General features: G+C 67.7%; 22 protein-coding genes. 5 read left to right on the forward strand and 17 right to left on the reverse strand.

The features are described from left to right. Positions 1 to 3 precede the first annotated feature (3 nt). On the reverse strand, positions 4 to 891 hold the full coding sequence (locus ABGI63_RS07755) for a LysR substrate-binding domain-containing protein (protein ID WP_349741911.1): 888 nt from the start codon (positions 889 to 891) through the stop codon (positions 4 to 6). A 112-nt stretch (positions 892 to 1,003) separates the two neighbouring features. On the opposite strand from ABGI63_RS07755, the gene ABGI63_RS07760 reads away from it, so the two are divergent. Then, a complete protein-coding gene (locus ABGI63_RS07760; RefSeq protein ID WP_349741912.1) occupies positions 1,004 to 1,972 on the forward strand; it encodes a tripartite tricarboxylate transporter substrate binding protein BugE in 969 nt (322 codons plus the stop codon). A gap of 5 nt (positions 1,973 to 1,977) precedes the next feature. Further along, positions 1,978 to 2,838 (forward strand): N-formylglutamate amidohydrolase, encoded by an 861-nt coding sequence (locus ABGI63_RS07765; RefSeq protein ID WP_349741913.1) that lies wholly within the window; start codon positions 1,978 to 1,980, stop codon positions 2,836 to 2,838. 105 nt (positions 2,839 to 2,943) lie between these two features. Here ABGI63_RS07765 and ABGI63_RS07770 read toward each other — a convergent pair whose 3' ends face one another. Further along, the gene (locus ABGI63_RS07770) at positions 2,944 to 3,474 is read right to left on the reverse strand and encodes an SRPBCC family protein (RefSeq protein ID WP_349741914.1); all 531 of its coding nucleotides are present in this window, start codon (positions 3,472 to 3,474) and stop codon (positions 2,944 to 2,946) included. An 87-nt stretch (positions 3,475 to 3,561) separates the two neighbouring features. Here ABGI63_RS07770 and ABGI63_RS07775 point away from each other — a divergent pair, with 87 nt between their 5' ends. Then, a complete protein-coding gene (locus tag ABGI63_RS07775; protein WP_349741915.1) occupies positions 3,562 to 4,410 on the forward strand; it encodes a phytanoyl-CoA dioxygenase family protein in 849 nt (282 codons plus the stop codon). 7 nt (positions 4,411 to 4,417) lie between these two features. Here ABGI63_RS07775 and ABGI63_RS07780 read toward each other — a convergent pair whose 3' ends face one another. The 11 genes from ABGI63_RS07780 to ABGI63_RS07830 form a co-directional block, all read right to left on the reverse strand. Then, entirely contained in the window at positions 4,418 to 4,822 is a 405-nt protein-coding gene (locus tag ABGI63_RS07780; RefSeq protein ID WP_349741916.1) for a hypothetical protein, read from the reverse strand. 165 nt (positions 4,823 to 4,987) lie between these two features. Beyond that, positions 4,988 to 6,361, reverse strand: a complete 1,374-nt coding sequence (gene glmU / locus ABGI63_RS07785) for a bifunctional UDP-N-acetylglucosamine diphosphorylase/glucosamine-1-phosphate N-acetyltransferase GlmU (protein WP_349741917.1) — start codon at positions 6,359 to 6,361, stop codon at positions 4,988 to 4,990. 45 nt (positions 6,362 to 6,406) lie between these two features. Continuing rightward, entirely contained in the window at positions 6,407 to 7,009 is a 603-nt protein-coding gene (locus ABGI63_RS07790; protein ID WP_349741918.1) for a DUF4136 domain-containing protein, read from the reverse strand. A 64-nt stretch (positions 7,010 to 7,073) separates the two neighbouring features. Next, complete coding sequence (ttcA, locus tag ABGI63_RS07795) at positions 7,074 to 8,015, reverse strand: tRNA 2-thiocytidine(32) synthetase TtcA (protein WP_349741919.1); 942 nt, start codon at positions 8,013 to 8,015, stop codon at positions 7,074 to 7,076. A 10-nt stretch (positions 8,016 to 8,025) separates the two neighbouring features. Beyond that, a complete protein-coding gene (locus ABGI63_RS07800) occupies positions 8,026 to 8,421 on the reverse strand; it encodes a dihydroneopterin aldolase (protein ID WP_137943669.1) in 396 nt (131 codons plus the stop codon). Position 8,422: 1 nt separating this feature from the next. Further along, positions 8,423 to 9,205, reverse strand: coding sequence for an SDR family oxidoreductase (locus tag ABGI63_RS07805; RefSeq protein ID WP_349741920.1), 783 nt, complete (start codon positions 9,203 to 9,205; stop codon positions 8,423 to 8,425). Positions 9,206 to 9,242: 37 nt separating this feature from the next. Next, the gene (gene msrQ, locus ABGI63_RS07810) at positions 9,243 to 9,845 is read right to left on the reverse strand and encodes a protein-methionine-sulfoxide reductase heme-binding subunit MsrQ (RefSeq protein WP_349741921.1); all 603 of its coding nucleotides are present in this window, start codon (positions 9,843 to 9,845) and stop codon (positions 9,243 to 9,245) included. Position 9,846: 1 nt separating this feature from the next. Beyond that, the gene (gene msrP / locus ABGI63_RS07815) at positions 9,847 to 10,821 is read right to left on the reverse strand and encodes a protein-methionine-sulfoxide reductase catalytic subunit MsrP (protein ID WP_349741922.1); all 975 of its coding nucleotides are present in this window, start codon (positions 10,819 to 10,821) and stop codon (positions 9,847 to 9,849) included. Between the two features lie 90 nt (positions 10,822 to 10,911). Continuing rightward, a complete protein-coding gene (gene ccsB, locus ABGI63_RS07820) occupies positions 10,912 to 12,267 on the reverse strand; it encodes a c-type cytochrome biogenesis protein CcsB (protein WP_349741923.1) in 1,356 nt (451 codons plus the stop codon). Further along, complete coding sequence (locus ABGI63_RS07825) at positions 12,264 to 14,375, reverse strand: cytochrome c biogenesis protein ResB (protein WP_349741924.1); 2,112 nt, start codon at positions 14,373 to 14,375, stop codon at positions 12,264 to 12,266. The genes ccsB and ABGI63_RS07825 overlap by 4 nt, the downstream gene beginning before the upstream one ends. 113 nt (positions 14,376 to 14,488) lie before the next feature. Then, entirely contained in the window at positions 14,489 to 15,106 is a 618-nt protein-coding gene (locus tag ABGI63_RS07830) for a c-type cytochrome (protein ID WP_137943675.1), read from the reverse strand. Between the two features lie 71 nt (positions 15,107 to 15,177). Here ABGI63_RS07830 and yihA point away from each other — a divergent pair, with 71 nt between their 5' ends. Continuing rightward, entirely contained in the window at positions 15,178 to 15,921 is a 744-nt protein-coding gene (yihA, locus tag ABGI63_RS07835) for a ribosome biogenesis GTP-binding protein YihA/YsxC (protein WP_432767388.1), read from the forward strand. 54 nt (positions 15,922 to 15,975) lie between these two features. Then, complete coding sequence (locus tag ABGI63_RS07840) at positions 15,976 to 16,860, forward strand: alpha/beta fold hydrolase (protein ID WP_349741925.1); 885 nt, start codon at positions 15,976 to 15,978, stop codon at positions 16,858 to 16,860. Here the strand turns inward: ABGI63_RS07840 and ABGI63_RS07845 are convergent. From ABGI63_RS07845 to groES, 4 genes are all read right to left on the reverse strand, one after another. Continuing rightward, a complete protein-coding gene (locus tag ABGI63_RS07845; protein WP_349741926.1) occupies positions 16,844 to 19,090 on the reverse strand; it encodes a patatin-like phospholipase family protein in 2,247 nt (748 codons plus the stop codon). The two genes, ABGI63_RS07840 and ABGI63_RS07845, sit on opposite strands and share 17 nt — an antisense overlap. Further along, a complete protein-coding gene (locus tag ABGI63_RS07850; RefSeq protein ID WP_349741927.1) occupies positions 19,090 to 21,063 on the reverse strand; it encodes a DUF1631 family protein in 1,974 nt (657 codons plus the stop codon). Before ABGI63_RS07850 ends, ABGI63_RS07845 begins: the two co-directional genes overlap by 1 nt. 127 nt (positions 21,064 to 21,190) lie before the next feature. Next, positions 21,191 to 22,837, reverse strand: coding sequence for a chaperonin GroEL (gene groL, locus ABGI63_RS07855; RefSeq protein WP_137943680.1), 1,647 nt, complete (start codon positions 22,835 to 22,837; stop codon positions 21,191 to 21,193). A gap of 48 nt (positions 22,838 to 22,885) precedes the next feature. Next, the gene (gene groES / locus ABGI63_RS07860) at positions 22,886 to 23,176 is read right to left on the reverse strand and encodes a co-chaperone GroES (protein ID WP_137943681.1); all 291 of its coding nucleotides are present in this window, start codon (positions 23,174 to 23,176) and stop codon (positions 22,886 to 22,888) included. Positions 23,177 to 23,276 lie beyond the last annotated feature (100 nt).

Genomic DNA, 23,276 nt, shown 5'->3' on the forward strand with positions numbered 1-23,276 from the left:
GGGCTAGCTGCCTTGCGCGAGCAGCCATTGGCGCAGGCTGCGCAGCGCCCGCTGCGTCTGGCTGGCGCGGCGGGTGCACAGCATATAGCCGCGGCTGATCTGCACCGGCTGCCCAAACGGGATGACGATGCGGCCGGCGGCCAGCTCGTCGGCGATCAGGCAGCGCTGCACGACGGCCACGCCCAGGCCGGAGACGACGGCCTGCACCAGCATCGCGACCTGCTCGAAATCGGCGCTGGGCTTGAGCTGAGCGTCGTGCACGCCGACCGCCTCCAGCCATTGCCGCCAGTTGTCCGGATAGTGGCTGTGATAGAGCAGGGGCCGGCTCAGCAGATCGGCCGGCTCGCGCAGCGCCTGGCGGCCGCGCAGCTCCTGCGGGCGGCAGATCGGCACGATGTCGCGGCCGACGATGTAGTCGGCCGTGATGCCGGCCGGCCACAGGTCCTCGCCGGGGCGCAGCCAGGCGTCGACCTCGGGGTCGCCGAAGTCCTCGTCGCGCCGGTAGGGCGCCAGGCTCAAGGCGATCTGCGGATGCAGGGCCTGCCAGTCGGGCAGGCGCGGGATCAGCCATTTGGTCGCCAGCGTGGGGGCCACCGAGATGCGCAGCCGCGTCGGCCCCTCGGCCGTGCGCTGCGCCACTGCGGCCGACTCCAGCGTCTGCAGCGCCGGCTCGATCAGCTCCAGATAGCTGCGGCCCACCGGGGTCAGCTCGTTGCCGCGCGGCTGGCGCAGCAGCAGGCTTTGCCCCAGATGCTCCTCGAGCCGGGCGACGGCGCGGCTGACCGCACCCTGGGTCACGCACAGCAGCTCGGCCGCCTTCGAGAAACTGCCCAGCCGGGCGGTCGCGGCAAAGGCATGCAGTTCATGCAGAGAGGGAGAGCGGATGCGCATGGCCGGATTTTGCTATGAGCGCGGCGCATGCCTGCGTGAGAAATTGTCGACTCATGCGCCGAGCGCAGGTCACAGAATCGCGCCATCCTGTTCAACACCTGAGCCCCTTGCCATGCGCCTTCACCGCCGCCCCCTGCTGGCCGCCGCCTTGCTGCTTGCCTTGCCGTTATCGGCCCTGGCCGACTATCCGGACAAGCCGGTCAAGCTGATCGTGCCCTTCGCGGCGGGTGGCTCCACCGATATGGTGGCGCGCCTGCTGGCCGAGAAGATGGGGCCCTTCCTGGGCAAGACCGTGGTGGTCGAGAACCGCGGCGGTGGCGGCGGCACCCTGGGCACCGATGCGGTGGCCAAGGCCGCGCCGGACGGCTACACCATAGGCATGGCGACACAAAGCACCCATGGCGCCAACCCGGCCGTCTACACCAAGCTGCCCTATGACGCGGTGAAGGACTTCGCGCCCATCAGCAATGTGCTGGCCGTGCCCAGCGTCTTCGTCGTCCACCCCAGCGTGCCGGCCAAGACCATGAAGGAATTCATTGCGCTGGCCAAGGCCGCGCCGGGCAAGTACAGCTTCGCCTCGCCGGGCAATGGCTCGCTGGGTCATGTGAACATCGAGCAGTTCATGGACCTGGCCGGCATCGAGTTGCTGCACATCCCCTACAAGGGCGCGGGCCAGGCCTCGACCGATGCGCTGGCCGGTGTCGTCAATGCGATGACCGACAACCTGCCCTCGACCCTGCCCCATATCAAGGCCGGCAAGCTGCGCGCGCTGGCCGTGCTGGCGCCGCAGCGGGCGGCGGTGCTGCCCGAGGTGCCGACCTACAAGGAGTTGGGCTTTGCCGAGATGGCCGAGGGCGGCTGGTTCGGCCTGGTCGCGCCGGCCGGCACGCCGCCGGCGGTGCTGAAGAAGCTGCACGAGGCGGCCCACAAGGCGATGCAGACGCCGGAGTTCAAGGAGAAGGCCGCGTCCATCTCCGGCATCGCGATGGCCAACAGCCCCGAGCAGTTCGCCCTGCAGATCCGCGCCGCGCTGGACAAGTATCAGCGTATCGTCACCAAGGCCAAGATCCGCCTGGACTGATCACGATGCGCTTCACGCCCGACACCGCGTTCCGCCTGCAGCTGCCTGGGGGGCAAGACCTGCCCCTGGTCTGTGACTCGCCGCACAGCGGCGTCGACTACCCGGACGACTTCGACAGCTGCCTGCCGCCGCTGACGCTGCGCCGCGGCGAGGACACCCATGTGGACGCGCTCTGGCAGGCCGCGCCGGCCCAGGGTGCGACGCTGCTGGCGGCGCGCTTCCCGCGCAGCTATATCGACCCCAACCGCGAGCTCGCCGACCTCGATCCGGCACTGCTGGCCGAGCCCTGGCCCGAGCCGCTGGCGCCCGGCGAGAAGACCCGGCTGGGCTATGGCCTGATCTGGCGCCAGGTGGCCAAGGACCAGCCGATCTATGCGCGCAAACTCTCGGTGGCCGAGGTGCAGGCCCGCATCGCCAACTGCTGGAAGCCCTATCACGCGGCGCTCGACGCGGCGGTCGAGCGCGCCCATGCCCGCTTCGGCGCGGTCTGGCATCTGAACCTGCACTCGATGCCCAACAACGCCTTCGAGCGCCTGGGCCTGACGCGCAGCGATGCGCTGGCCGATTTCGTGCTGGGCGACCGCGACGGCACGACTTGCGAGCCGGCCCTGCTGGACGTGATCGAGGCCAGCCTGCGCGGCCATGGCTATAGCGTCGCGCGCAACGATCCCTACAAGGGCGTGGCCCTGATCGGCCGCATTGGCCGGCCGGCCGAGCGCCGCCACAGCCTGCAGATCGAGATCCGCCGCCCGCTCTATATGGACGAGCTCACGCGCGAGCGCAACGCCGGCTTCGAGCCGCTGCGGCAATGCCTGACGGCGACGCTGGCGGCGGTGGCTGCCCATGTGCGCACGCAGCTTGACTGAACTGTCCCCGCCCGCTGTGGACAAGTTCGTGGGCAAGCTGCCCACAGTGGCGCCAAGTGATTGATTCCTAAGGGGATTGCTTGGCCTGCTGCAATATGAGGCAGGTCAGGGTTGCTCGGCCAGCGCCTTCAGATTGGCCAGGCCGGCCTCGAAGTCGGGGCCGACCATGCGGTCGCCGAACAGGGCCAGCCAGCGGAACAGCGGGTTCGCGCCCATATCGCCGTTCATCACCCAGCTGATCTTCGTGCCCGGGCCGCTGGGTTCCAGGCGCAGCTCGCCCTGCGAGGTGGTGCCGAAGTCGGGGAAGAACAGCTCGTAGCCCAGGCGCTGGCCGGGCTCGGCGGTGGTGAAGGTCATGCGGCCGTCGCCCTCGCTCTTGCTCTTCCAGGCCCAGACGGCGCCGCTGCCCGACTCGGGGCCGCTGTACTCGATCTGCATCGCCGGGTCGCGCTGGTTCCAGACCGACCATTGCTTCCAGTGGCGCGGGTTGGCCACCAGCGCATAGACCTTGTCGGGCGCGGCCTGGATCTGCGCCGTGCGCGTCACGGTGAACTTGGACGACAGCAGCAGGCCGCCCAGCAGCAGCACCGCGACCAGACCGAGCAGCAGCACAGCAAGTGTCTTCAGCAATTTCATGGTGACCTCCAGGCCGCTCAGCTTGCCGCCGTGCCCAGCCCCTCGCAATGGGGACAGGCCCTAAACTGCGCGCTCCAGGAGTGAAGCATGCTGAGCCAAGAACAGAAATCCAGCTTTGACGAACAGGGCTTCCTGATACTGCCCCATTTCAAGAACGCCGCCCAGATCGCCGCGCTGCGCGCGCGCGCCGAGGCCCTGGTCGAGGCCTTCGATCCTGGCGAGCAGCGCGCCATCTTCACGACCCAGGAGCAGGAGCGCAACGTCGACGACTACTTCCTCGACTCCGACGACAAGATGCGCTGCTTCTTCGAGGAGGAGGCCTTCGACGCCCAGGGCCGGCTGCGCCAGGCCAAGGCCTTGTCGATCAACAAGATCGGCCATGCGATGCATGACCTGGACCCGGTATTCCGCGAGTTCTCCAGCGGGCCCGAGCTGGCGGCCGTGGCCCGCGATGTGGGCCTGAGCCGGCCGCAGGTCTGGCAGTCCATGTATATCTTCAAGCAGCCGGGCATAGGCGGCGAGGTGCGCTGGCACCAGGACGCCAGCTTCTTCGACAGCGAGCCCATCACCGTGACGACCTTCTGGTTCGCGCTGGAGGATGCGACGCGCGACAACGGCTGCCTGTGGGCCGAGCCGGGGGGCCATCGCGGGCCTCGTGGCGTGTTGCGCGAGCGCTTTGTGCGCGAGGGCCGGCGGGCCTGGATGGAGACGCTGGACGAAACGCCCTGGCCCTCGGTCGAGGCGCTGGCCGAGCCGCTGGAGGTTGAGGCCGGCGCGCTGGTGATCTTCCATGGCCTGCTGCCTCATTACAGCGCGCCGAACCGCTCGGCGCACTCACGCCATGCCTACACCTTGCATGTGACCGATGCGGCCAGCGCCTATTCGCCACGCAACTGGCTGCAGCGCGGACCGCAGCTGCCGGTCCGGGGCTTCTGAGGATGCTTCAGTGAAGCAGTGAGGCGGGGCGGTCCGGATCGGAGCGCTCGCGCCAGGCTTCCTGGGTCTGCTCGCGGGCGGCCTGCAGCTGCTGACACAGCTCGAACACGCCCAGGCCATCGGCCTCGCCGGCCACCGCTTCCGGCGTCGCGACGGTGGCCAGCGCCGGCAGATCGGCCAGCGCGCCCAGCAGCTCGAACAGCAGTTCCAGGCCCGGCTCGCCGCCGGGCTCCAGCTGGCGCGCCGCGCCGAGGCTGCGGCACAGATACCAGCAGGCGCTGGCGGCGTCGTCGCAGCGGGCATGCTCCAGCGCCAGCTGCTGCAGCGCCGCGCTGCGCTCGGCCGCCTCCTCATCGACCTCGGCCCGGCACTCATCCAGGCCTTGCCAGGCGGAGTCGTGTTCACTCTGCACGGATTCGCCAGCTCGCTGCTTGATAAGGATCGCCATGACTGCAGGCCTTGAAGAAGAAACTGCTGCCAATGCTAGGCATCGGGCTGTTCCGCAGCTGTCCCTTGTTCATGGTTGTTGAGGGTTATTGGCGGCCATGGCCCCGGATTCTCGTGCATTTGTCACGGCTCAGCGCTTTTTGCTCGGGCGGGTCCAGCCGGCGATGCCGGCCTGTTTGCCGCGTGCCACAGCGAGCTCGCCGGCCGCCACCGGCTTGGTGATCGTGGAGCCGCCGCCTATCGTCGCGCCGGCGCCGATCTCGACCGGGGCCACCAGCACGCAGTTGCTGCCCACATGCACATCGGCGCCGATCACGGTGCGGTGCTTGTTGGCGCCGTCGTAATTGGCGGTGATGGAGCCGGCGCCATAGTTGACCCGCTCACCCACCGTGGCGTCGCCCAGATAGGCCAGGTGGTTGGCCTTGGCGCCCTTGGCCAGGGTCGAATTCTTGACCTCGACAAAGTTGCCGATATGGACCTCGGCGCCCAGTTCGGCGCCGGGCCGCAGCCGCGCGAACGGCCCGATCAGCGCGCCTTCGCCGACCGTGACGCCCTGGGCCTCGCCGTCGATATGGGTGAACTCATGGATGCGGGCGCCGGCCGCGATGCGGGCGTTGCGGATCACGCAGTTGGCGCCGATGCGCACGCCGTCGCCCAGCACGACCTGACCCTCGAAGACGCAGTTGACGTCGATCTCGACATCCTGGCCACAGCTCAGCGTGCCGCGCAGATCGAAACGTGCCGGGTCGGCCAGACGCACGCCGGCCTCCAGCAGCGCGCCGGCCTGCAGATGCTGGAAGCGGCGCTCCAGATCGGCCAGCTGCAAGGGGCTGTTGACGCCCAGCACCTCGGTCTCGCTGCCGGTCTTGACGCTGACCACCGGCACGCCCTCGGCCACGGCCATCGCGACGATGTCTGTCAGGTAGTACTCGCCCTGGACGTTGTCGTTTTTCAAGGCCGCGACCCAGCGCTTCAGCGCCCCCGTCGGTGCGGCCATCATGCCGGTGTAGCACTCGCGGATCTGGCGTTGCTCGGGCGTGGCGTCCTTGTGCTCGACGATGGCTTTGACGAGCTCTCCCTCGCGCACGATACGGCCATAGCCACTCGGGTCACTGTATTCGATGGTCAGCAGCACCAGCTTCTCGCCGCCGCAGGCCTCGACCAGCTGGCGCGTCGTCGCGGCGCTGATCAGCGGCGTGTCGCCGTTGAGTATCAGGGTGCTGCCGCTGTCGGGCAGATGCGGTACGACCTGCTGGATCGCATGGCCGGTGCCGAGCTGGGGCATCTGGCGCACAAAGGCGATGCCGGGGCCGGCCACCGCCGCCTCGACCTGCTCGGCGCCATGGCCGGTGATCACCAGGCGCTGGGCGGCGCCCAGCTCGGCCGTGGTGTCCAGCACATGCCGCAGCAGCGAGCGGCCCGCCAGCTTGTGCAGGACCTTGGGCAGGGTGGACTTCATGCGGGTGCCCTTGCCCGCGGCCATGATGACCAGGTTCAACGTCATAGCGATCAGCGCGGTTTGAGAAGCCGCGATTATCGACGACGCTTGTTACCGGACTCTTTGCACCGCGATCGCGTGGGGCTCCGGGCGGGTGTTCGGGAAGTCGCTCAGCGCGGCCTCGAACATCGCGCTGATCAGATCGGCATCGCCCTGGGTCAGGCCGTCATTGCTGGCGCGTGCCTCGTACAGCGGCTCGCTGCTGCCACGGTCGCGCAGCAGCAGGGCCACCTCGCGGTCATAGCGCCGGTCCACCGGATAGTGCGGCGGGTAGTAGTAGGAGCGACCCATGCGACCATAGCGCCAGGCATTGATATTGCCGTGCCAGCGCCACCACAGCGGGTCGTCCCAGGGGGCGCGCTCCTGCGTGCTGACGCGCACGCCCAGTGCCACCAGCACATCGGCGCTCTTGGCATCGGCGGCGGGCCTGAAGCCGGCCTTCTCCAGCGCCACGCGGGCGGCATCCTCAAGCTCGGTCTGGCGCGAGCCTTCCTGCTGCTGCGAGGGCAGGCGCTCGAAGGCATAGCTGCCGGGCGCGCGGCCAGCCGGCCAGGTGCCGAAGCTGGTGACCTCGGAGCGTATCGTGTAGGGGCCGCTGCAGGCGCTCAGAGCCGCCAGCGCAACAGCGCTCAACAAGAGGTGACGTCTTTGCATGATGATTTCTTGCCTCCTTGGTAAGCGCCTATTCTGAACCGCTCTTGTTAGCTGCGTGTAAAGCTCAGTCTTCGTCGCGGTGAAGCTTGATCACCGAGGCCGGCGTGGCCGGGCTGCCGCAGGCCTCGTCCTCGTCGAAGGCGATATCGCCGTCGGGCTCGGGTGTGCCGCTGGCCTTGATGGTTTCGAAGGGGAAGAGCTTGCGGTCCATCATGTGCGAGGGGACGATATTGCTCATCGCGGTGAACATGTTCTCGACCCGGCCCGGGAAGCGGCGGTCCCAGTCGTTGAGCATGGCCTTGACCTGCACGCGCTGCAGGTTCTCCTGGCTGCCGCAGAGATTGCACGGGATGATGGGGAACTCGCGGTGCTCGGCCCAGCGCACCAGGTCCGGCTCGCGCACATAGGCCAGCGGGCGTATCACGACGTTCCTGCCGTCATCGCTGACCAGCTTGGGCGGCATGCCCTTCATGCGGCTGCCGAAGAACATATTCAGGAACAGGGTCGTGACGATGTCGTCGCGGTGGTGGCCCAGCGCGATCTTGGTCGCGCCGATCTCCTCGGCGACGCGGTAGAGGATGCCGCGGCGCAGCCGCGAGCACAGGCTGCAGGTGGTCTTGCCCTCGGGGATCAGGCGCTTGACGATGGAGTAGGTGTCCTGCTCCTCGATGTGGAAATCGACGCCGCGGCTCTTCAGATAGGCCGGCAGGATCTCTTCCGGGAAGCCCGGCTGCTTCTGGTCGAGGTTGACCGCGACGATGTCGAACTTGATCGGCGCGCGCTGTTTCAGGTTGATCAGGATGTCCAGCAGCGAATAGCTGTCCTTGCCACCCGATACGCAGACCATGACCTTATCGCCGTCTTCGATCATATTGAAGTCGGTGATGGCCTGGCCGACCTGGCGGTGCAGTCGCTTGGACAGCTTGTTGATCTCCAGCGCGGCCTTCTTGTCGGCCTCGCTGTTGGCCGCCGATGCTTCGGCGGGGGCGAGCAGGGTGTCGCTCATGGCTTGTTCCTTACGATTGCTTGAGGCCGAAGACCTCGACGCCGACCGCATCGCAGTCGGGGTAGACATCCGGCTTTTCCGTGGACACGCGGGCCGCCTTGACGCGCGGATGCGCCAGCATCAGGGCCAGGATGTCGTCGCACAGCGTTTCCTGCAGATGGATATGGCCGCGGCCGACGCGCTCGGCGATGGTGCGGCGCATGAAGTCATAGTCGACCACCTCGTGCAGCTCGTCGGCGGTCGGTGTCGACTGGGCCAGCGGGATGTAGAGGTCGACATTGATCAGCACGCGCTGTTCGCCCTTCTTCTCGAAGTCGTGCACGCCGATATTGATCCAGACCTCGTAGTCGCGTAGGAACAGGCGGCGGCAGTCGAGCAGGGCCGGGTGGGCAAGAGGGCTGTGCATATCAAAGGCCTTGTTCGGTCTTGGGGGTCAGGAACATCACGTCGCGGGCCTGGGCCGCCAGATGCTGGCCGCCATCGACCAGCAAGGTGGTGCCGGTGATGGCCGGCGATTCCAGCAGAAAGCGCACGCTGCGCGCGATGTCGGTGGGGGTGGAGGAGTAGTGCAGCGGCGTCAGCCGGTGGGCGGCGCTGAACTCGGCCTCGTTCATCGGGCCCGAGGCCAGCGTCACGCCGGGCGCGACGCCGCAGACCCGCAGCCGCGGCGCCAGCGCCTGGGCCAGCAAGGTGTTGCAGGCCTCCAATGCGGCCTTGGACAGGGTGTAGGACAGATAGTCCGGATTCGGGTTCCAGAGCTTCTGGTCCAGCACATTGACGACGCAGGCCTGGCTTTGCTGCAGACCGGCCTGACGATGCAGGGCCCGCGCCAGCACGATGGCCGGCGCGGTATTGGCGCGCCAGTGCGCGTCCATGCGGGCATAGCCGAAGCTCTCGACGTCGTCGTACTCGAACAGCGAGGCGTTGTTGACGACGGCATCGAGCCGGCCGAAGTGGGCGACGACGGCCGGCAGCAGGGCCTCGCATTCAGGCTCGACGGCCAGGTCGGCGGCAAAGGCCTGAGCCCGAACGCCGCGTCCGCGCAGCTCGCCCACCAGGGCCATGGCCTCCTCGGCCGAGCTGCGGTAGTGCACGGCCACGCCATAGCCGGCGCCGGCCAGTTCCAGGGCCATCGCGCGCCCGAGACGGCGGGCGCCGCCGGTGATCAGGACGACAGGGGAGGTGCTCATAGACACAGCGGACCAAAGTGGCCAGCCGCCGATTATCTCAGCTGCGCCAGCGCCGCCAGGCCCGCCAGCCCAGCAGCAGGCTCAGCACGGCCAGATAGATCAGCGGTTCGGTGAAATTGTTCTTGCCGGCGCGCAGCCACAGAAAGTGCGCGACCGCCACCAGGCTCAGCAGGTAGATGGCCTTGTGCAGCGCCTGCCAGCGCTTGGCGCCCAGCGCCTTGATCGCGCGGTTGAACGAGCTCAGCGCCAGCGGCAGCATCAGCAGCCAGGTCGTGAAACCCAGCAGTATGAAAGGCCTCTTGGCGATGTCGCGGGCGATCTCGCCGAGATCCAGGCCCTGGTCCAGCCAGCCATAGGCCAGCAGATGCAGGCTGGCATAGAAGAAAGCGAACAGGCCCAGCAGGCGCCGAAAGCGCGCCAGCGCCGGCTGGTTGCTGATCACCCGCAGCGGCGTGACCGCCAGTGTGATGCAGATGAAGCGCAGCGCCCAGTCGCCCAGGCCGCGTATCACCGCCTCGGCCGGGTTCGCGCCCAGGGTGTTGGCGACGGCGCCCCAGAGCAAATCGGCGAAGGGCAGCAGGCACAGCAGGAACAGCAGGGGCTTGGCTGCAGGGTGCAGCCACCAGGAGCGTCGCGCCACGTCAGTAGAACTTCTTCAGATCCATGCCCGCATAGAGTTGGCCGACCTGGGCCTCGTAGCCGTTGAACATCAGCGTCGGGCGCTTCTTCGCGAACAGGCCGTCCTCGCCGATGCGGCGTTCGGTGGCCTGGCTCCAGCGCGGGTGGTCGACCTTGGGGTTCACGTTCGAGAAAAAGCCGTACTCCTGGGCCGCCGCGCGGGTCCAGCTGGACACCGGCTGCTTCTCGACGAAGCGGATCTTGACGATGGACTTGGCCGACTTGAAGCCGTATTTCCAGGGCACGACCAGGCGTACCGGCGCGCCGTTCTGGTTCGGCAAGACCTCGCCATACATGCCGAAGGCCAGCATCGCCAGCGGCTGCATGGCCTCGTCGATGCGCAGGCCCTCGGTATAGGGCCAGTCCAGCACGCCCGAGCGCAGGCCCGGCATCTGGGCCTTGTCGGCCAGGGTGACGAACTCGACGTACTTGGCCTTGGAGGTGGGCTCGACCTTCTTGATCAGTTCGGCCAGCGAATAGCCGACCCAGGGGATCACCATGGACCAGCCCTCGACGCAGCGCAGCCGGTAGATGCGCTCCTCCATGGTGCTGAGCTTGAGCAGCGCGTCGAGATCAAACAGGCCGGGCTTGCCGACCTCGCCCTCGACCGCCACTGTCCAGGGCCGAGTCTTCAGCGTGCCGGCACTGCGCGCCGGATCGGCCTTGTCGGTGCCGAACTCGTAGAAGTTGTTGTAGCTGCTGGCGTCCTTGAAGCTGGTCGGTTTCTCCATCGTCAGCGCGCCGGGGAGGGCGCTCTTGGCGCCCGGCAGCTTGGCGGCGCTCTGTGCCAATGCCTCACGCCCGGCCCAGCCGGCCAGCGCCACGCCGGCCGCGCCGCCGGCCATCAGGCGCAGCCAGTCGCGCCGGCTCTCGTAGACGGCTTGCGGGGTGATCTCGGCGGGCGCAATACGCCCAAAGCGGTTGGGATGGAAATGCATGGCGGCTCTTTCGGTGCGGAGAATGCACCTTCAGTCGGACAGATGGCGCAAAGCTTACGCTGTGCGCCATCTCTTCGCTGCCGCCGGGGATTACAGCTCGCCGTAGGAGTGCAAGCCCGACAGGAACATATTGACGCCCAGGAAGGCGAAGGTCGTGACGACCAGGCCCACCAGCGCCCACCAGGAGGCGACCACGCCGCGCAGGCCCTTCATCAGCCGCATATGCAGCCAGGCCGCGTAGTTGAGCCAGACGATCAGGGCCCAGGTCTCCTTCGGGTCCCAGCTCCAGTAGCCGCCCCAGGCCTCGGCGGCCCAGAAGGCGCCCAGAATGGTGGCGATCGTGAAGAAGGCAAAGCCCAGCGCGATGGCTTTGTACATCAGGTCGTCGAGCAGGGTCAGCGAGGGCAGGCGGGCGGTCAGCTTGTCGCGCAGCAGCACGCAGACCACGAAGAAGGCCAGCACGCCGCCCATCTTGCGGGCCCAGCCGTCCAGGCCGCTGATGGTCTCGGCCGGCAGCGCGGCGCCGAAGCGCACCGCCAGTATCAGCGCGATCAGCGCGGCCGGCACGCCGATCAGGCCGATGATCAGCGCGCGCTGGGTGGCGGTCTTCAGCAGATAGGCCAGGGCCACCATCGCGGCCAGCGCGAAGGTGCCGTAGCCGACGAAGTTGGCCGGCACATGGATCTTCATCCACCAGCTCTGCAGCGCCGGCACCAGCGGCTGGATCTCGTGCGCCTCGCGGCTGACCGTGTACCAGAGCAGAAAGCTGACCGCCGCGCTGATCACCAGCAGCACATAGGCGCCCAGCGCGCGGGTCTTGAAGCGGGCCTCGTAGTAGAGATAGAACAGCGCCGTCATCCAGCAGAACAGCACGAAGACTTCGTAGAGATTGCTGACCGGGATGTGGCCGATGTCCGGCGCGATCTGGTGGCTCTCGAACCAGCGCACCATGGTGCCGACCAGGGCCATGAAGACGGCGCCCCAGGTCAGCCGGGTGCCGATGGCCTCGGCGGCGCTGGTCTGGCCGCTCTTCGTGAAGAAGCCGCCCCAGTAGAACAGCGTGGCCATGAAGAACAGCAGGCTCATCCACAGGATCGCGCTCTGGCTGGACAGCATGTACTTCAGCAGGAAGACCTGCTCGGCGGCGGCCAGGTCGGCACCGAAGCCGTCGGGCGTGCGGTTGTAGAGGCTGATCGCCAGCAGGGCGGCCGCGCCGACCAGCACGCACAGCAGGCGCAAGGGCTTCCAGAACCAGCCCAGCGCGATCAGCGAGGGGATCGCGAAGGCCAGGATGCCTTTCTCGTAGCCATCCATCGAGGCGCCGTAGCGCAGGAAGGCGAAGGCCCCGCCGGCCAGTACCAGCAGGGCGAAGACCCAGTCCTGCCAGTCGCGCCTGGCGATCAGGCCGCGTCGTCCCAGGGACAGTGATGCGCTGGCGGTATTCATGCTTGCTCCTTCAACAAGGCCTGTCTCAGGGCCTCAAATTCGCTATCGGTATCGGGCGAGTTGCGCGTGCAGGACAGGGCCATGCGCACCCGCGTCGTGCCATTCTGAACCGGCTCCAGCCAGATCCAAAGCCGGCGTTCCTTGATGTAGAGCATCGCAAACACACCGATGATCAGCAGGATGGCGCCGAGATAGACCAGCTTCTGGCCCGGCGCGCGCGCCACCTGGAACACGCTGGCCTGCACCTGCTTGAAGTCGGCCAGCTGCAGCAGCACCGGGGCCGGGTAGAACATGCTGTCGGACAGCGCCAGCACCGCCTGCGTCATGAAGGCCTGGGTGTTGTCGCCGGCCTCGGGCGTGGGCTGGCCGGCCTGGCTGCGGACGATCTTGTAGAGCTCGAACAGGCTGCCGTTGAGGATGCGCAGCAGCACCTCGGAGACGCGGCCGCGCTCGGCCTCGGGCACCTCGCTGTCGATGAAGGCCGACAGCGCCGGCAGACCGCCGACCGCCGGGCCGGGCGCCGCGCCCGGCTTGATGCCCTCGGCGCCGGCAAACAGCGCCAGCGCGCGCCGCGCGGTGGCCTCCAGCTGCGGGGTCATCTGCGGCTTGTCATTGGGCGTCGCGCCCTCGGCATAGCGGCGCGCGGCGCGCTCGCGCAGGCCCGCATCGGCCAGGCCGCGACGCAGCGCCAGCCAGCCGGCCATCTCGCCCTGCTCGTCGACCGGGATGCGCAGATAGCGGAAGGCCTCGGCCGGCGTGTCGCGCACGCCCGCCAGGTAGACCTTGTGGCCGTCCAGATCGACCGGCAGCATGTAGTTGTTGTATTCGCGGGCCTGGCCGGCGGCGTCGCGCAGCTTGTAGCTGAACGAGGGGCCGACGTTCTGCAGGGCCTTCTCGGTCTTGACCTTGGCGCCGCTGCCCAGATGGGCCTGGACCGAGCTGACCAGATCGACCTTGCGCACATCGGTGCCGCCCTGGCTGGGCGCACTCATGTTCTCGACATTGATGACGCGCAGGCCGCTGAACTCCAGCCCCAGCTTGTCGTCGCCATTGCTCAGCGAGGTGCTGCTGCCCACCGTGCCTTCGATCTCGAAGGGGGCGGCCGCGCCGCTCAGCGGCTGGGCGCGCAGGGTCAGGTGCGAGCCCCCGTCGTCGAAGCTGCTCTGGTAGATGGCCACACCACGGTGATAGGCCGGCTCGTTGACCTTGACCAGGGCCTCGTGAGTGGCGCCGGTCTCATGGTCGCGTATCGTGATCTCGCTGGCGAACAGCTTGGGCATGCCGGTGGCGTAGTACTCGACGATGAACTTCTTCAGCTCCACGTCGAAGGGCAGGTCCTGCAGCACCACACCATTGGGCATGGACAGGATGGCCGTGGTGGCGCGGCCGCCCTCGGGCACCATCAGATTGCCGCGAAAGCTCGGGTTGCTGCTGGCCAGGCGGTGCTGCGGCTCGACATTCATGATCAGGCCGCCACCCTGGTAGATGCTCTTGCCCTGGGCCCACATCATGGCCCGCACGATCAGGTCGCCGTCGAACAAGCCGCCCAGGCAGATCAGCACGATGGCGCTGTGCGCGGCGAGGTAGCCGATCTTGTTGGCCGCGCCCTTGCGCGCCGCCACCATCGTGCCCTTGTCGCGGATCTGGGCGCGGGCCTTCCAGCCCTCGGCATCCAGCAGGGCCGAGACCTGGGCATAGGCCTGCTCGGCCGGCACCGGCAGGCTGCCGATGGCCTTGTGCGGGAAGGCCTGCAGCGACTGCTCGCGGATGTGCTCCTTGTAGCTGCGCAGGTCGGCAATGATCTTGGGCGTGTTGCGGGCGATGCACAGGCTGGTCGACAGCACCAGAAAGGCCAGGATCAGCAGAAACCACCAGGCGCTGTAGACCGTGTAGATGTCCAGCTTGGCAAACACCTCGGACCAGAAGGGCCCGAACTGGTTGACATAGTTGGTCAGCGGCTCGCGCTGCTTGACCACCGTGCCTATCACCGAGGCGATGCAGATCACCGTCAGCAGCGCGATCGCGAAACGCATCGAGGACAGCAGATCGAAGAGATCGCGACCCAGGCGGGAACTCGGCGTGGGGGCGGTAGGCGTGGACTCGGACATGGCTGGCATTGTGGCGGCTGACCCCGGATGCGGGACTCGCCATGAAAAAAGGCCGGAGCTGAGCGCCGGCCTTTGCTTTCAGGAAGCGGGGGAACTGATGCGGCGCCGGGCGTTCAGCGCAGGCCGGCGATGTAGTCGGACACGGCCTTGATCTCGCGGTCGTTCATCTTGGCCGCGATGGCCGTCATCTGGGCGCTGTTGGCGCGGGTGTTGACGCGGAAGTTGGTCAGCTGCAGCTCGGTGTAGTCGCTGTGCTGGCCCGAGAGGCGCGGGTATTGGGCCGGGATGCCGGCGCCGTTGGGGCTGTGACAGCCGGCGCAGGCGGGGATCTGGCGGTCGGCGATGCCGCCGCGATAGATCTTCTCGCCCAGGCTCACCAGCTCCTTGTTCTTCGCGAAGCCGGGCTTGGCCTGCTTGCTGGCGTAGAAGGCGGCGACATTCTTCATGTCGGCGTCGCTCAAGGTGGCGGCGAAGCCCTTCATGATGGCGTTATTGCGCTTGCCTTCCTTGAACTCCAGCAGCTGCTTGGACAGGTAGTCCGGGTGCTGGCCCTGCAGGATGGGGTTGGCGGGGCTGCCGCGCGAACCGTCGGCCGTGTGGCAGGCGGCACAGACCTGGGTGGCGATGGCCTGACCCTTGGCCAGATCAGGCTTGGCTTGCACCGGGGCACCGCTCGCAAAGGCTGCGGCAGCAAACGTCAAACCAGACAACAGGATAGCGGCAGTCTTCATGAGTTTTATCGAGGTTCGGTAAGCGCAACTGCGGGATTTTACAATGGCAATCCAACAAGCCCGGTATCTTCATGACCAACACCACCCCGAACCCACCGCAAACCGACGCCGCCGAGGCGGGTTTGCTCACTGACAAGATGGTGTTGGGCTGGACCCACACCGCCCGTTTTCTGACCACCGCCAGCGAGCTGGTCCACCTGCCGCCCAATGAGCTGCCGGAGATCGCCTTCGTCGGCCGCTCCAATGCCGGCAAGTCGACCGCGATCAATACGCTGGCCCAGCAGAAGCGGCTGGCTTTCGCGTCCAAGACGCCTGGGCGCACACAGCACATCAATCTGTTCGAGCTCGGTCCCAAGGACGCGGCCAATGCCTGGTTCGCCGATCTGCCCGGCTATGGCTATGCGGCGGTGGCCCGCTCGGCCAAGCTGCGCTGGCAGAAGGTGATGGCCGACTATCTGGAGGTGCGGCGCAGCCTGTCGGGCGTCGTGCTGATGGTGGACTCGCGCCTGGGCCTGACCGATCTGGATAAGCAGCTGCTGGAGTTCGTTGCGCCGCGCGTCGGCAACGGCGAGGTCAAGCTGCTGGTGCTCCTGACCAAGTCCGACAAGCTCAATCGCAAGGAAGCCAACGCCGCACTGGCCGCCTGCCAGGCCTTTCTGGGCGAGCTGGCCACCGAGGAGTCGGATGTGGCGGTGACGCTGTTCTCGGCGCTGAAGAAGCAGGGCGTGGCCGATGTGGCGCGCATCCTCTACGAATGGGTGCAGGCCGCGCCCAAGATCAGCGAAAACCCCGAAGCGGCGCTGTCGCCGGAATGACAAGCCGGCGTCGCCGGCCGGGCAGATACTGACCGGCTGAGGAGACGCCCGCCGATGATCGAGACCTTCGAGCTGCCGCTGCCGCACGGCATCACCCTGTCGTGCCGGGCCTGCGGGCCCATCGACGCACCGCGGCTGGTGTTCCTGCATGGCTTTCCCGAGGCGGCCTTTGTCTGGGACGAGCTGATGCAGATGCTCGCGCCGCGCTTTCGCTGCATCGCACCGAATCTGCGCGGCTACGAGCGCTCCAGCAGCCCGGCCGAGGTCGAGGCCTACCGGGCCAAGCACCTGATGGCCGATATCAAGGCCTTGATCGCGGCCACCGGTGGCGCTGAGCAGCCGCTGGCGGCCCTGGTCGCGCATGACTGGGGCGGGGCGGTGGCCTGGAATCTGGCGGTGCAGGCGCCGGCGCTGATGCGCCAGCTGGTCATCATCAATTCGCCGCATCCGGGCACCTTTCTGCGCGAGCTGCAGCTCAATCCGGCGCAGCGCGAGGCCAGCGCCTATATGAACTGGCTGTGCCGGCCCGATGCCGAGGCGCTGCTGGCCGCGGACGACTACGCGCGGATGTGGCCGTTTTTTACCGAGATGGGCGGCGCGGCCTGGCTCAGCGATGCGCTGCGCCAGCGCTACCGCGAGGTCTGGGACCAGGGCCTGAACGGGCCGCTGAACTACTACCGCGCCTCACCGATGCGCCCGCCGACGCCCGAGGACCCCGGCGCGATGGCGCTGAGCTTTGCGCCCGAATTCGTCACCGTCAGGCTGCCGACCCTGGTGATCTGGGGCGAGGAGGACCGCGCGCTGCCGCCCGGCATGCTGGACGGACTGGCGCAGTTCGTGCCGCTGCTGGACTTGCAGCGGGTGGCCGGGGCCGGCCACTGGATCGTCCACGAGCGGCCCGCGTTGCTGGCCGAGGCCATCCTCAGGGTCTGCCGATGAAGAGGTAGACGGCCGTGCTGCCGCGCGGCGCATGGCCCAGGGCCAGGTAGAGCGGGCCCAGGCCGGTGTCGGCACCGACGAAGACGCTCATGGCCTTGCGCAGATCGCGCAGCGAGGCTTCGTGGCGGCTGGCCCAGGCATTGCCTAGCTCCAGCGAGCCGCCGACGAAGAAGCCCCGCGTCAGCAGCGGGGTCTCGCGCAGGCGCATGTAGTAGGTAGCGCGGCCGAACACCAGACTCTGGCCCACCAGCTGATCGGGCTGGTAGCCGGAGAGCTGCTGGAAACCGCCCAGCGCATAAGGCCCCTGGGTCGAGTCTTCGCGCTGCTTGGCGTCGAAGATGCGGGTGTGCAGGTTCAGCGTGTGGGCGCCCCAGCTCTTGACGCCGGTGGCCTGCAGCTCCAGGCGCTGGAAGTGGGCGCGCCTGACATCCGGCCCCGACTGACGGCCGCCGGCCAGCTCGGCCAGCAGGCGGTAGCCGTTCTGCGGAAAGTTGGCGAAGTCCAGCTGGTCGACCACCGCCTTCACACGCAGCCCGCGTTCGCGCCAGGTCTGGTTCAGGATGCCGTCGGGCACATCGATCGTCAACAGGTCGGGGCTGATGCGCCAGTTCTGCTGCATCAGGCCCAGGCGCAGCTCGCCGAGCCGGCCCCAGGGCTGACCGATGTCCAGGCCCAGCGTGGCGCTGCGCCGGCCCAGGCGGGCGCGCCCCTGGCCGCTGTCCTCGTCGTAGAGGGTGATCGAGCGCCGCTCCAGCTCACCCCAGCCGGAGACGAACCAGTCGTTCGAGGTGCCCAGCTTGGCGATCAGCGGGTGGTAGAGCTCGCTGTAGAGGCGCGGCGTCTGGCCCAGGGTCAGCTGGTTGCGCCACTCGGTGCCCTGGGGCGTCAGCCAGTGGCGGTTGTGGCTGATGCGGATATTGAAGGCGCTCTCGCCGGAGAAGTCGGTGCTGAGGTCCAGGCCGATGCGGAAGTAGTTGGGCCCCCAGGATTTGTCCTCCATCGCGAACACCAGCGCGTCGCCCTCGGGGCGGGCCGCGACATGGAAGTCGACCCGCTCGTAGTCGCCCGAGGAGGCGAGCAGCTGCGCATCGCGCTCGGCCCGCGCGGCGTCGAAGGCCTGGCCGGGCTGGCTGGCCAGCTGGGCGGCAAAGCGCTCGGGATGGCTGCGCTCGCTGCCCTCGAACTCGATGGCAGCGAGCCGCGCATTGGGTGTGCTCGCGGGCGTGCGGGCCAGCCGCCATTGCGCATAAGCCTCGGGGCTGACCGCCAGCGGCCGCAGCTGGGCCAGCATCGCTTCGGCGGCGCGCTCGCCCTGCTGTATCAGATCGCGGGCGCGGTCGAAGTCGCCCGAGCCCAGCTTGCCCAGCTCGGGCGTGATCAGCACATCCTCGGCCCACAGGCTGGCGATGCTGCGCTGCACGTTCTGCTCGGTCAGGATGTTGATCATCTGCGCGGTCACACCGACCAGCGAGGACAGCGCCTCGCGCGCGGCCAGCGGCGTGCCGACATTGACCGCGATCAGGCGCTCGGCGCCCTGGCGGCGCGCGACGTCGACCGGCAGGTTGTTGACCAGGCCGCCATCGCCGAGGATGCGACCCTTGGTTTCGACCGGCGCGAACACGCCCGGCACGCTCATGCTGGAGCGCATCGCCAGGGCCAGATCGCCCTGGTCCGACACCACCTGGCTGCCGCTTTCCATATCGGTGGAGATGGCGCGGAACGGGGTCGGCAGCGCATCGAACTGCTCGATATTGCGCACCGGCTGGGTGTAGCGGCGCAGCAGGATCTCCAGGCCGCGGCTGGACAGCGTGCCCTGCGGCGCGCGGAACTCGCCGTCGCGCATGCCCAGCTCCAGCACGGCGGAGAACTCGAAATCCTCCTCCTTGCGGCGCTGCGACAGGTTCTGGCGCTCGACCCGGCTGGCGAACACCCGGTCCCAGGCCAGCGGCAACAATTCGCGCTCCAGGTCGGCGGCGCTCATGCCGCTGGCGTAGAGCCCGCCGATGATGGCGCCCATCGAGGTGCCGGTGATCAGATCGACCGGGATGCGCTCGCGCTCCAGCACCTTGAGCACGCCCACATGGGCCAGGCCGCGGGCGCCGCCGCCCGACAGCACCAGGCCCAGCTTGGGGCGGGCGGCCGTGGTCGAGGGGCTTGCAGGGGTCGGGTCTTGCGCCCAGCTGCTGCCACAGATCAGCAGCAGGGCCAGGGTCAGGGCGGGTCTTCTCATCAGGCCTTGTCGTCCAGGTCTTGCATCAGGGTGGCGACGGCGCGCTGCACCAGGTCGTCCTCTTCGAGCACCGCGATCAGGCCATGACCCAGCAGCTGCTCCAGCGCACCGCGGGTCAGCGAGTGGCGGTCCTCGGCGTCCTGGCCGACGAAGAGGAAGAACTGGCGGCTGTCGCTGACCCAGGCCAGCTGGGCCGTCAGCCACTGGCTCTGCACGAACATGTGGTACCAGGCGCCGATGCGCAGGCCCTCGATCCAGGTCTGCAAGGCCAGCTTGGGATCGGTACCCAGCTGCTGGTCGTACAAGGTCACCGGCACGGTGGGCAGGCGGCCGCGGTCGACCGCCTCATGGGCCCAGCGCGAAGGCATCTGCGATTCGCGCTCGCTGAGCAGCTGGCGCAGCCGCGCCTCGGGATCGGCGTCGGGCTTCGGTCCTTGCTCGGGCTGCGGCGCGGCCACTTGCTGGCCCAGCAGCAGCCGGCCATGCAGGCGCATCAGTTCGTCGAACAAGGTCTGGCGCTGTGGGGCCGGCAGCGCCACGCTGTCGCAGCCGGCCTGCAAGCTCTGGATCAGCGCCGGCAGCTCGGCGCGGCGGCGCAGGCGCTGGGCCTCGTCGACCGGCAGGCGCAGGCTGTCCAGCAACTGGTCGACCAAGGCGATCTGGGCATGGGCCTGAGGCGCGTCCTGGCCATGCTCAACCATGGCCTGGACGATGACGCGGGCCCAGACCTTGTGCAGGAACTGGCGCAGCAGCGGCGTGGTCTGGGCGTCCGGTGCCTCGTCGAGCTGGGCCTGGACCTGCTCACGCAGCAGGGCCAGCCAGGGTTGGCGCTGCTGCTCGCGTTCCAGCAAGGCCAGCGCGCTGGCGCTGCTCTCGCTGCGCCGACGGGCCTGCGCGCCGATATGCGCGTCCACCTCGGTGAGCAGCTGCAGAAACTGCGCGGCCGTGGGCTGGGCCTGGTTCAGCAGCGGCGTGATGTGCTGATCCATGAACTGCAGGAACTGCTGCAGCCCGGCATCGTCGGCGCGCTCGAAGGCCGCGCCATGGGCGGCGACCCGGTTCAGCAGCTGCCAGGTCGGATGGTCCTGGCGGCGCAGGAGGCTGATGTCGCTCATCGCCAGCCGGGCCACCGCGACCTGCAGCCGTGCCAGCAAGGCCTTGACCGAGGGCAGCAGCTCCGGATCGGCCAGGATCTGGTCGTACAGGCGCGACAGCATGTCCTTGCCGGCGGCGCCGGCCATGGCGGGGCCGAGGCGCTGCGGTCGCGAGTTGTAGGCGTCGACGCGGCGCGCCAGGCTGTCCAGCGTTGCGGGCTCGACGGTCTCCTGAAAAATGCTGCCGGCGTGGCGCAGGCGCTGCTGGTCGCTTTGCTGCATCGCCGTGCTGCCGGCGATCAGCGGAGTCAGCTCGGCGGCGCGCAGCTGGGCGCACAACTGGCCGTACAGCCGGCCCAGGCCCTGGGCCAGCGGCTGGGCGGCCGCGCGCATCAGCGCGTACTGGCCTTCGGCATCGAGCGGCACCGGCTGCAGGGCTTGCAGCAGAGCCTGGGCAAACAGCGCGGGCCGCAGGGGATTGTCGTTTTTGCGCGGGCGGGCCGTGCCGCGCAGCGCGGCAAAGAAATTGCCGAGCTGGTGCAGCTCGGCGCGGCAGTGGTCTTCGACCGTCTGGATCACATGGGCGACGGCCACGTCCTGCAGCGCCTGCTGCTCGTCCACCAGGCTCAGCGTGTCGAGGCTGACCGGCTTGCGGTGCAGCGGGTCTTCGCCTCGGGCGGCGGCCTCCAGCAAGGGGGTCAGGGCCTGCTCGAAACGCTCGGCGAAGCGCAGACGCTGGCGCTGCCAGGCGTCCAGCAGCAGATGCTGTTGCGGGCGGCCACCGAGCTCGTCCGGTATCCGGTCCAGCAGATGGCGGCTGAGCAGGCCCAGCTGGGCTTGGGCGTCTTGGACGAGGGCGGCGAGGGTGGGTGCGGGCATGGACAGGGCGGACCGATTCTTGCCCGGATTATGCGGCTGGGCCCGGACGAAAAAAGGGGCCGCATTCGCGGCCCCTTTCGAGACGGTCAGACTTGTTGCACGGGTGCCGCAGGCACCCGGCGCGGTCTTACATGTCCATGCCCATGCCGCCCATGCCGCCCATGCCGCCAGGCATGCCGCCGGCCGGAGCGTCGTCCTTCGGGGACTCGGCCACCATGGCTTCGGTGGTCAGCATCAGCGAAGCGACCGATGCGGCGTTCTGCAGGGCAGTGCGCGTCACCTTGGTTGGGTCCAGGATGCCCATTTCGATCATGTCGCCATAGGTGTCGTTGGCGGCATTGAAGCCGTAGTTGCCCTTGCCGGCCAGCACGGCGTTCACGACGACGGAGGCTTCGCCACCGGCGTTGTAGACGATCTCGCGCAGCGGGGCTTCGATGGCCTTCAGCACCAGCTTGATGCCGGCGTCTTGGTCGGCGTTGTCGCCCTTGATCTCGCCAGCGGCTTGCTTGGCGCGCAGCAGGGCCACGCCACCACCGGCCACGATGCCTTCTTCAACGGCGGCACGGGTCGCGTGCAGCGCGTCTTCGACACGGGCCTTCTTTTCCTTCATTTCGACTTCGGTGGCGGCGCCAACCTTGATCACGGCAACACCGCCGGCCAGCTTGGCCACGCGCTCTTGCAGCTTCTCACGGTCGTAGTCGCTGGTGGCTTCCTCGATCTGGATGCGCACTTGCTTGACACGAGCCTCGATGTCGGCAGCGGCGCCAGCACCGTCGATGATGGTGGTGTTTTCCTTACCCACTTCGACGCGCTTGGCCTGGCCCAGATCGGCCAGCGTGACCTTCTCCAGCGTCAGGCCGACTTCTTCGGCGATGACCTTGCCGCCGGTCAGGATGGCGATGTCTTCCAGCATGGCCTTGCGACGGTCGCCGAAGCCCGGAGCCTTGACGGCCACAACCTTCAGGATGCCGCGGATGGTGTTGACCACCAGGGTCGCCAGCGCTTCGCCTTCGACTTCTTCAGCGATGATCAGCAGCGGACGGCCGGCCTTGGCCACTTGCTCCAGCGTGGGCAGCAGGTCGCGGATGTTCGAGATCTTCTTGTCGAACAGCAGGACAAACGGGTTGTCCAGCAGCGCGGCTTGCTTCTCGGGGTTGTTGATGAAGTAGGGCGACAGGTAGCCGCGGTCGAACTGCATGCCTTCGACGACGTCCAGCTCGCTGTCCAGGCTCTTGCCGTCTTCGACGGTGATGACGCCTTCCTTGCCGACCTTGTCCATCGCTTCGGCGATGATGCGGCCCACTTCCACGTCGCTATTGGCCGAGATCGTGCCAACCTGAGCGATTTCCTTGGAGGTGGTGGTGGCCTTCGAGGCCGCCTTCAGCTGGGCGACCAGGGCCGTGACGGCCTTGTCGATACCGCGCTTCAGGTCCATCGGGTTCATGCCGGCTGCCACGTACTTCATGCCTTCGCGCACGATGGCCTGGGCCAGCACGGTGGCGGTGGTGGTGCCGTCACCGGCGTTGTCAGAAGTCTTGGAAGCGACTTCCTTGACCATCTGGGCGCCCATGTTCTGCAGCTTGTCCTTCAGCTCGATTTCCTTGGCCACGGACACACCGTCCTTGGTCACGGTGGGGGCGCCGAAGGAGCGCTCGAGCACCACATTGCGGCCCTTGGGGCCCAGGGTCACCTTGACCGCGTTGGCCAGGATGTTCACGCCTTCAACCATGCGAGCACGAGCTTCGCCGCCAAAGATCACGTCTTTTGCTGCCATTTGTATTTCTCCGAATTCTTTAAGGTGTCAGATCTTGGGGGCGCCGACTTACTTGGCGACCACTGCAAACAGATCTTCTTCGCGCATCACCAGCAGTTCGTCGCCGTCGACCTTGACGGTCTGGCCGCTGTACTTGCCGAACAGAACGCGGTCGCCGACGGCCACGTTCAGGGCGATGAAGTCGCCCTTCTCATTGCGCTTGCCCGGGCCCACGGCCAGGACTTCGCCCTGGTCGGGCTTCTCAGCGGCGTTGTCGGGGATGACGATGCCAGAGGCGGTCTTGGTTTCTTGTTCCAGACGCTTGACGATCACACGATCGTGCAGAGGACGCAGTTTCATTTCATCTCCTTGAGATTGGTGCTGGATCAATGGGTGCACTGTGAATCGAGCACCCATTCACATGCGAAGACCCGTCGTGGCGAAGCCGTTTCGGATCGTT

Source organism: Roseateles cavernae (assembly GCF_040187885.1).
In the GTDB taxonomy this organism is placed as follows: domain Bacteria; phylum Pseudomonadota; class Gammaproteobacteria; order Burkholderiales; family Burkholderiaceae_C; genus Roseateles_E; species Roseateles_E cavernae.

What these genes read in the sequence shown, in the direction of transcription:
- ABGI63_RS07800 (WP_137943669.1), bottom strand. Translation starts at nt 8,421, where the DNA reads ATGCACAGCCCTCTTGCCCACCCGGCCCTGCTCGACTGCCGCCGCCTG.
- msrP (WP_349741922.1), bottom strand. Translation starts at nt 10,821, where the DNA reads ATGCATTTCCATCCCAACCGCTTTGGGCGTATTGCGCCCGCCGAGATC.
- glmU (WP_349741917.1), bottom strand. Translation starts at nt 6,361, where the DNA reads ATGACGTTGAACCTGGTCATCATGGCCGCGGGCAAGGGCACCCGCATG.
- ABGI63_RS07770 (WP_349741914.1), bottom strand. Translation starts at nt 3,474, where the DNA reads ATGAAATTGCTGAAGACACTTGCTGTGCTGCTGCTCGGTCTGGTCGCG.
- ABGI63_RS07755 (WP_349741911.1), bottom strand. Translation starts at nt 891, where the DNA reads ATGCGCATCCGCTCTCCCTCTCTGCATGAACTGCATGCCTTTGCCGCG.
- ABGI63_RS07805 (WP_349741920.1), bottom strand. Translation starts at nt 9,205, where the DNA reads ATGAGCACCTCCCCTGTCGTCCTGATCACCGGCGGCGCCCGCCGTCTC.
- ABGI63_RS07825 (WP_349741924.1), bottom strand. Translation starts at nt 14,375, where the DNA reads ATGTCCGAGTCCACGCCTACCGCCCCCACGCCGAGTTCCCGCCTGGGT.
- ABGI63_RS07840 (WP_349741925.1), top strand. Translation starts at nt 15,976, where the DNA reads ATGATCGAGACCTTCGAGCTGCCGCTGCCGCACGGCATCACCCTGTCG.
- ABGI63_RS07775 (WP_349741915.1), top strand. Translation starts at nt 3,562, where the DNA reads ATGCTGAGCCAAGAACAGAAATCCAGCTTTGACGAACAGGGCTTCCTG.
- ABGI63_RS07765 (WP_349741913.1), top strand. Translation starts at nt 1,978, where the DNA reads ATGCGCTTCACGCCCGACACCGCGTTCCGCCTGCAGCTGCCTGGGGGG.
- groL (WP_137943680.1), bottom strand. Translation starts at nt 22,837, where the DNA reads ATGGCAGCAAAAGACGTGATCTTTGGCGGCGAAGCTCGTGCTCGCATG.
- groES (WP_137943681.1), bottom strand. Translation starts at nt 23,176, where the DNA reads ATGAAACTGCGTCCTCTGCACGATCGTGTGATCGTCAAGCGTCTGGAA.
- ABGI63_RS07790 (WP_349741918.1), bottom strand. Translation starts at nt 7,009, where the DNA reads ATGCAAAGACGTCACCTCTTGTTGAGCGCTGTTGCGCTGGCGGCTCTG.
- ABGI63_RS07830 (WP_137943675.1), bottom strand. Translation starts at nt 15,106, where the DNA reads ATGAAGACTGCCGCTATCCTGTTGTCTGGTTTGACGTTTGCTGCCGCA.
- ABGI63_RS07845 (WP_349741926.1), bottom strand. Translation starts at nt 19,090, where the DNA reads ATGAGAAGACCCGCCCTGACCCTGGCCCTGCTGCTGATCTGTGGCAGC.
- ccsB (WP_349741923.1), bottom strand. Translation starts at nt 12,267, where the DNA reads ATGAATACCGCCAGCGCATCACTGTCCCTGGGACGACGCGGCCTGATC.
- ABGI63_RS07760 (WP_349741912.1), top strand. Translation starts at nt 1,004, where the DNA reads ATGCGCCTTCACCGCCGCCCCCTGCTGGCCGCCGCCTTGCTGCTTGCC.
- ABGI63_RS07850 (WP_349741927.1), bottom strand. Translation starts at nt 21,063, where the DNA reads ATGCCCGCACCCACCCTCGCCGCCCTCGTCCAAGACGCCCAAGCCCAG.
- ttcA (WP_349741919.1), bottom strand. Translation starts at nt 8,015, where the DNA reads ATGAGCGACACCCTGCTCGCCCCCGCCGAAGCATCGGCGGCCAACAGC.
- yihA (WP_432767388.1), top strand. Translation starts at nt 15,178, where the DNA reads ATGACCAACACCACCCCGAACCCACCGCAAACCGACGCCGCCGAGGCG.